This window comes from uncultured Citricoccus sp. (genome assembly GCF_937871995.1).
Classification (GTDB): Bacteria; Actinomycetota; Actinomycetes; order Actinomycetales; family Micrococcaceae; genus Citricoccus.
Map to the genome: position 1 here is coordinate 1 of NZ_CALMQR010000063.1, position 6,187 is coordinate 6,187.

Annotated in this window: 6 protein-coding genes and 1 riboswitch; of the genes, 1 reads left to right on the forward strand and 5 read right to left on the reverse strand. The window is 74.0% G+C overall.

Going from position 1 to position 6,187, the window contains the following annotated elements:
• The 4 genes from Q0283_RS07145 to Q0283_RS07160 all read right to left on the reverse strand — a co-directional run.
• The coding region (locus Q0283_RS07145; RefSeq protein ID WP_298044030.1) for a thiamine phosphate synthase at positions 1-702 on the reverse strand (702 nt) is incomplete at its 3' end.
• A complete protein-coding gene (gene thiM / locus Q0283_RS07150) occupies positions 699-1,547 on the reverse strand; it encodes a hydroxyethylthiazole kinase (protein WP_298044032.1) in 849 nt (282 codons plus the stop codon). The genes thiM and Q0283_RS07145, both read right to left, overlap by 4 nt.
• Complete coding sequence (locus Q0283_RS07155) at positions 1,544-2,971, reverse strand: MFS transporter (protein ID WP_298044033.1); 1,428 nt, start codon at positions 2,969-2,971, stop codon at positions 1,544-1,546. Before Q0283_RS07155 ends, thiM begins: the two co-directional genes overlap by 4 nt.
• A complete protein-coding gene (locus tag Q0283_RS07160) occupies positions 2,968-4,674 on the reverse strand; it encodes a bifunctional hydroxymethylpyrimidine kinase/phosphomethylpyrimidine kinase (RefSeq protein WP_298044034.1) in 1,707 nt (568 codons plus the stop codon). Before Q0283_RS07160 ends, Q0283_RS07155 begins: the two co-directional genes overlap by 4 nt.
• Positions 4,665-4,758, reverse strand: a riboswitch (TPP riboswitch). Its footprint overlaps the gene before it by 10 nt.
• Positions 4,759-4,866: 108 nt before the next feature.
• Between Q0283_RS07160 and Q0283_RS07165 the strand changes: the two genes are divergently transcribed.
• Positions 4,867-5,274: a hypothetical protein gene (locus Q0283_RS07165; RefSeq protein WP_298044036.1), complete on the forward strand. Its 408-nt coding sequence runs from the start codon at positions 4,867-4,869 to the stop codon at positions 5,272-5,274.
• A gap of 33 nt (positions 5,275-5,307) precedes the next feature.
• Here the strand turns inward: Q0283_RS07165 and Q0283_RS07170 are convergent, their stop codons facing one another.
• The gene (locus Q0283_RS07170) at positions 5,308-5,973 is read right to left on the reverse strand and encodes an NADPH-dependent F420 reductase (RefSeq protein WP_298044037.1); all 666 of its coding nucleotides are present in this window, start codon (positions 5,971-5,973) and stop codon (positions 5,308-5,310) included.
• Positions 5,974-6,187: the final 214 nt, after the last annotated feature.

The following is a 6,187-nucleotide window of genomic DNA, read 5'->3' on the forward strand; positions in this document are numbered from 1 at the left end:
CACCTCGCCCACCACGGCGCCCGGGTCCGGCGCGTCCATGATCGCGCGCACCAGGGCGACGCCGGCCACCCCCGTCCGGGCGAGCGCCGGCACGTCCTCCGGCTCGACGCCCCCGATCGCCACCACCGGCAGCGACGTGGCCGCGACCAGCCCGTGGTACCCGTCCACCCCGATCGGGTCCCGGCCGGAGTCCTTGGTGGGGGTCGGCCGGAAGGGCCCGGCCCCCACGTAGTCGATCACCCCGCGCAGGCGCTCCGCCGCGCGGACCAGGTCCGGGGTCCCGGTGGTCAGCCCGATGACGGCGTCCGGGCCCAGCAGCGCCCGGGCCTCGGTGACCGGCAGGTCGTCCTGGCCCAGGTGCACCCCGTGCACGGCCGCGCCGCGGGCATGCGCGGCGAAGGCCACGTCGGGCCGGTCGTCCACCAGCACGCGCGTGGCCGGCCGGGCCGCGTGCACGGCCTCGGCGACGGCACAGGTCAGGTCCAGCAGTCCGGCGGCGGTGGCCTCCTTGGCCCGGACCTGCACGACGCCGGCCCCGGCGGCCGCCGCCGCGGCCGCCACCTCCACGGTGCGCCGTCCGGTGCCGGAGGTGACCAGGTAGCAGCGCAGGTCGAGCGGTGCGTGGGTCCCGTCGATCGGCGTGCGGTGCCGGCCCGGGTGGGTCACCCGCGGGCCGAGCCGTCCGGTTGCTCTACCGGTCACCGTCCCACCTCGTCGAGCGCGTCCAGCAGGTGCATCCGGAATGACCCCGGCCCGGCGGCCCGCCCGGCCGCGACCTCACCGGCCAGGTTCAGCCAGGTGGTCGCGGCGAGCGCGGCGCGGAACGGGTCCGGTTCGACCGCGGTGCAGGCGGCCGTCAGGGCCCCGAGCAGGCAGCCGGTGCCGGTGACCCGGGTGAGCAGACCGGTCCCGCGTGCCACCCGCGCCTGCCGGCGGGCGTCGAGCACGAGGTCCACGGCACCCGAGACGGCGACGGCGCCACCGGTCCTGAGTGCCGTCGACATCGCGGCGTCCTCCGCCGCGTCCGGCCCGGCCACCGAGTCGGCCCCGCGCCCGCCGGTGCCCGCACCGGCCAGGGCGAGCACCTCGGAGGCGTTGCCGCGGACCACGGTCGGCCGGGAGTCCAGCAGCTGGCGGGCCAGTGGCGTCCGCACCGGAGCGATGCCGATCGCGGTGGGGTCCAGCACCCACGGGCGCCGGTCCGCGACGGCGACGGCCACCGTGGCGGGGATGCCCTCCATGGCGTCCGTGCTCAGGGTGCCGAGGTTCACGGCCAGCGCGTCCGCCACCCGGGTCAGGGTGGGGGCCTCGGCGAGGGTCTCCGTCATCATGGGGCGGGCGCCGGCGGCCAGCAGGCCGTCGGCGACGAGGGCCATGGACACGGTCGCGGTGAGGCAATGCACCAGCGGTCGGCCGGCGCGCACCGCGGCCAGGACGTCCGCGACCGGTGCAAGGTCCGGATCGGCGGCCGGGTACGCGCCCGTCATGGTGCCGGGGTCCAGGGCACGATCGGGGGCGGGCTGCGCGGCGGCCCGCGCCCCGGTCACCGGGACCCTCCCCGGGTGGCACCCACCGCGGCGTCGGGCACCACCCCCGCGGCGACGTCGTCGATGTCCCCCTCGATGTCCCGCGGCGCCAACCGCGGGCCGAGCGCCGCCCCGAGCACCACGAGGGCCCCGCCGAGCGCGACCATGCCCATCACCGAACCGTGCCGGCCCAGGACCGGTTCGATGAGCGGCAGGTAGAAGGGGTAGAGCGCCGGAAGCACCAGGGACAGGCTGTAGCCCATCCCGTAACCGGTGGAGCGGACCTCGGTGGGGAACCGCTCGGAGAGGTACGCCGAGACCGGACCGTAGGCGGAGACCGTGATGACCTGCAGCACCGCGGCGCAGACGGCCGCCCCGGCCAGGGTGGGCGAGGTGACGGCGGCCCACCACACCAGCGGTCCCGCCAGCGCGGCAACCGTCCCCCACAGGAGGAACAACCGTCGCCGGCCGGTGAGCGTGGCCAGATGCCCGGCCAGGGCCATGACGATCGCCTGCGCCACCGAGGCGATCCCCATGACCACCGGCACCCCGGTGGCGGGCAGGCCGGAGTCCTCGGCGAGCCGGGCGGTGAGCAGCAGCACCGTGGAGTTGGTCAGCAGCCACAACCCGGACATCAGGATGAACACCTGCCAGAAGGCCCGCGCCCACCGGCCGGTGAGCAGGTCGCGCAGTCCGGCCCTCGGGGCGGCGGGCCGTGCGGCGGCCTCCCGGGCGCGGCGGTGGAAGACCGGGGCGTCGGTGACCTGGCGGCTGTAGTAGACGAGCATCCCCAGGGACAGTGCGGCGCCGAGGACGAAGAGCAGCCGCCAGCCCCAGGCCGCGTACGCGTCGGGGCCCAGGAGCACGAGCAGCCCGGCCACGGAGAACGCGATGGTGGCCTGCGCCCACGGGGCCATGGACAGGATCAGCCCGCTCATCAGCCCGCGGCGCCGGGCGGTGGACCACTCCATGGCCAGCGGGATGGCCGCGGAGTACTCCCCCGCCACGAAGATCCCGCACAGGAAGCGCAGCACGAGGATCAGGCCGATGGTCCCGGCGCCGAGGATCTCGTGGGTGGGCGTGGCGGCGATGGCCAGCGCGCAGGCGGCGGTCCCGGCGATCGCGATCCGCGTGGTGCGGGTGCGCCCGAGCCGGTCGGAGATGCGCCCGAACACGATCCCGCCGATCGGCCGGCCCAGCAGCATCGCGATGACGATCAGCGCCCCCGTGGACGCGGCCGCGGCCGGCCCGGCGAGCACGAGCATGGCCGGGGCGAGCGCGGTCAGCGGCAGGAAGACGTGGATGTTGTCGATCCAGTTGCCCACCACCCCGGCGCGCAGCGCGGCCCGTCCCGCCCGGGGCAGCCTCTCGGTCGGAGTCCCGGTGGAGGTCTCGGTGGTGGCCTCGGTCCCGACGGCGGCCTGTGCCGTGGTCGCGCCCGTCACCGGATGCTCCCGGCGAGTGCTGCGGCAGGGGCCTCGGCGCTGATTGCGGCGGGAGCGTGGACGCGGGGCTGCACGGGCGCCTCGGCCCCACCGCTATACTCACCCGGTTCGAGGCGCAGGGCCTGCTCGAAGAACTCGAGCTCGTGCCGGCAGGCGGTCAGGTAGGCGCGGGCGGCCCGGGCGCGCACGGCCGGGGAGGCCGCGGCGAGCTCGCGCTCCACGTGGGCCAGCGCGGTCTCGGTGGCGGTCACGAAGCCCGGGTCCCGGTAGGTGTCCAGCCACGCGGCGTAGGGGTGGTCGGCGGGCACCGCGGGCAGCATCGCCCCGACCTGGGCGTAGAGCCAGAAGCACGGCAGCACCCCGGCCACGCCCACGGCACGGTCCTCGCCGAGGGCGGTGGCCAGCAGGAAGTCCGTGTAGGCGCTTGTCACCGGTCCGGAGACGGGAGCCGGGCGGTCGCCGAGCCAGGTGCGGTGCAGTTCGGCCTCCTCGGTGAGGCAGCCGTGGGCCGCCCCGGACCAGAAGACCTGGGCGTCCAGCTCGGTCGAACGGGCGGCGAGGGCGGCCATCGCCCGGGAGTACCCGTTGAGGTACAGCGCGTCCTGGGCGAGGTAGAACTCGAAGGCGTGCCGGGTCAGGCTGCCGTCCACGAGGGCACGGACGAACCCGGAGCCGGCGATGGCGGCGTTGACCTCCGTCCCGGCGGCCCACAACGCCGCGGTCCAGGGACCGGCGGGCGCGACAGCGGCCGGCACCCGCGCGTCGGAGTCCTGGGGCGAGGCACCCAGGTCCTGCGGGGACTCGAGGACGGGCGGGACGGTGTCGTGGGCGAACCAGGGGGCGGCGGAGGCGGCGGCCTGCAACCGGCGCGCACGGTGCCCGTGGTCCACGGGGCCGTGGCCGGAACCGACCTGCAGGGCGGCCCCGTGGGCGATCGCCTCGTGCAGCCACTCGGTGGCCCAGGCCAGCGCGGCGTGGGGGCTGTCCCCGCGGCCCAGCCGGGTGGCCAGCGCGGAGGACAGGGAACAGCCGGTGCCGTGCGTGCTCGTGGTGTCGAGGCGCGTGGACGGCACGGAGATCAGCGCACCGTCCGGGTCCACCCAGGTGTTCGTGACCCGCCGGGTGTCCAGGTGCCCGGTCTTGACCACCACGGACACGCCGGTCGCCGCGGCCCAGCGGGCGGCCTGGTCCAGGGCCTCGGCCTCGTCGGCGGCGCGGGAGGAGCCGGTGAGCACGGCGAGCTCGTCGATGTTGGGGGTGACCACGGTGGCGCGGCGGCAGAACTCGATCATGGCCTGCTCGGCCTCGGGCTGCAGCAGCCGGTCACCGCTGGTGGCGATCATGACCGGGTCCACCACGAGCACGGCCGGCGGGTGTTCGTCGCACCAGGCGGCCACGGTGTCGATGATGGCGGTGGTGCCGAGCATGCCCGTCTTGACGGCGTCCATGGTGACGTCGTCGCTGACGGCCTCCAGCTGGGCGCGGAGGAACTCGGCGGGCGGGACGTGGAGGTCCCGCACGCCGTGGGTGTTCTGGGCGACGAGGGTGGTCACCGCGCTCATGCCGTAGCCGCCGGCGGCGGTGATGGACTTCAGGTCCGCAGCGGTGCCGGCGCCCCCGGAGGGATCGGTGCCGGCGATCGACAGCACGCGGGGCACGGATGCGGGGGCAGGCGGAATGTGGGTATGGCAAGAAGAAGTCACGCGGACATCCCTTCGCTAGTCCTAACTAGATCAGGTTCCACGGGTGTCATCTCAGCGCCGTGCGGCGCACCCCGTGTCCGCGGCCAAGTATAGGCAGGCGTCCCCTCTTGACAACTCCATGACGATGCCGAAAATCACTGGTACCAACACAAATATCCGGGTGCCATGCCGAGATCCGGCAGAGGAGGAACGATGTTGTACCCGCCCGAGGATGCCCGCGAACTGACGGTGCTGATGAAGCTCAGTCGCGAGCTGGATGTCGTCGGCGACCTGACCGCCACCGTGGACGGACCCTCAGAACTGATCGCCTGGGTCCTGGTCCTGGGCCGACCCGAGATCACCGCCTGGCGTGCCGAGCACACCGGTCACCGGTATATCCACGCGACCGCTCAGCGTGACCGAGCTCCGGTCCGGGGGATGCTCACCGCGTTGTTGTCCTGCGAGCATCACCGGGGGTTCTGGCGGGCGCTGGGCCTCGACGACCTGGCCGAGGGCGAGCGCCGGTCGCTGAAGGGCACCGATCTGTCCTCGGCGTGGGAGACCATGCCGATCACCACGGAGGACATCGCGCCCAAACCGCCGGCGACCGAGGACGCTTGACCCAGTGGTGGGTGTCTGCGGTGGGCGTGCCCCTCAGCGGGCGGCGAGGGCGCAGGCCTCGCTCAGCAGTGCGCTGAGCCGTGCGGCCGGGTGCGTGGTGGCGAAGATGGGGGTGTCCGGTTCGAACGCGCGGCCCGCGGCGAGCGGGCCGGCGTCCACCGGGTCGTAGCCCAGGCGGTCCAGGAAGGTCCCGACGGCGGACCGGGCGGCGTCGCTGTTACCGGCCAGTGCCAGCGCGCGGCGGTCCGGATCGCCCGCGGGGCGGGCCAGGGTCTCGAGGTCCCGGTAACCGATGTGGTTGAGGGTCTTGACCACCCAGGAACCGGCGAGGAAGTCCTGAACGACCTCGGAGGTGGAACGGTGGTCGGCCTCGAACTCGGCGATCTCCCCGTCCGTGGGGGCCCAGTAGTTCATGGTGTCGATGACGGTGCGGCCGGCCAGGGCGTCAGCGTCCAGGGTGCGGAACTTGTGCATGGGGACGGCGACGACCACCACGTCCGCCTGTGCTGCCTCGGCGGCATCCACGGCCTGAGCGCCCGGGGTGATGATGTCCGCGATCATCGCGATCTCCTCCGCCGGTTTGGCGGTCGCGATCTTCACCTCGTACCCGGCCTGCAACGACTGGCGGGCGACGGCCGTACCGACGCGGCCTGCGCCGAGGATGCCGATGGTGTGGGGCTGGGAATCGAGCGTGGTCACAAAGCTCCTGAGGACGCGCGGAAGAATGCTCTCGGGTTGAAGTAACGCGGCCGGGGGTGAGTTTGTTCCGCCGTGGCCATCGCGTGGTGCTCCGGCCTTGTGGTTGGCTCCTAGGCGACATCCTGCACCGTGGCGGACCGGAAGCGCTCATAAGCATGCTCTAAGTAAGTGTTGGGAAAGAGATCATTTCGTGGCGTGTGGTTGCCATGGTCGG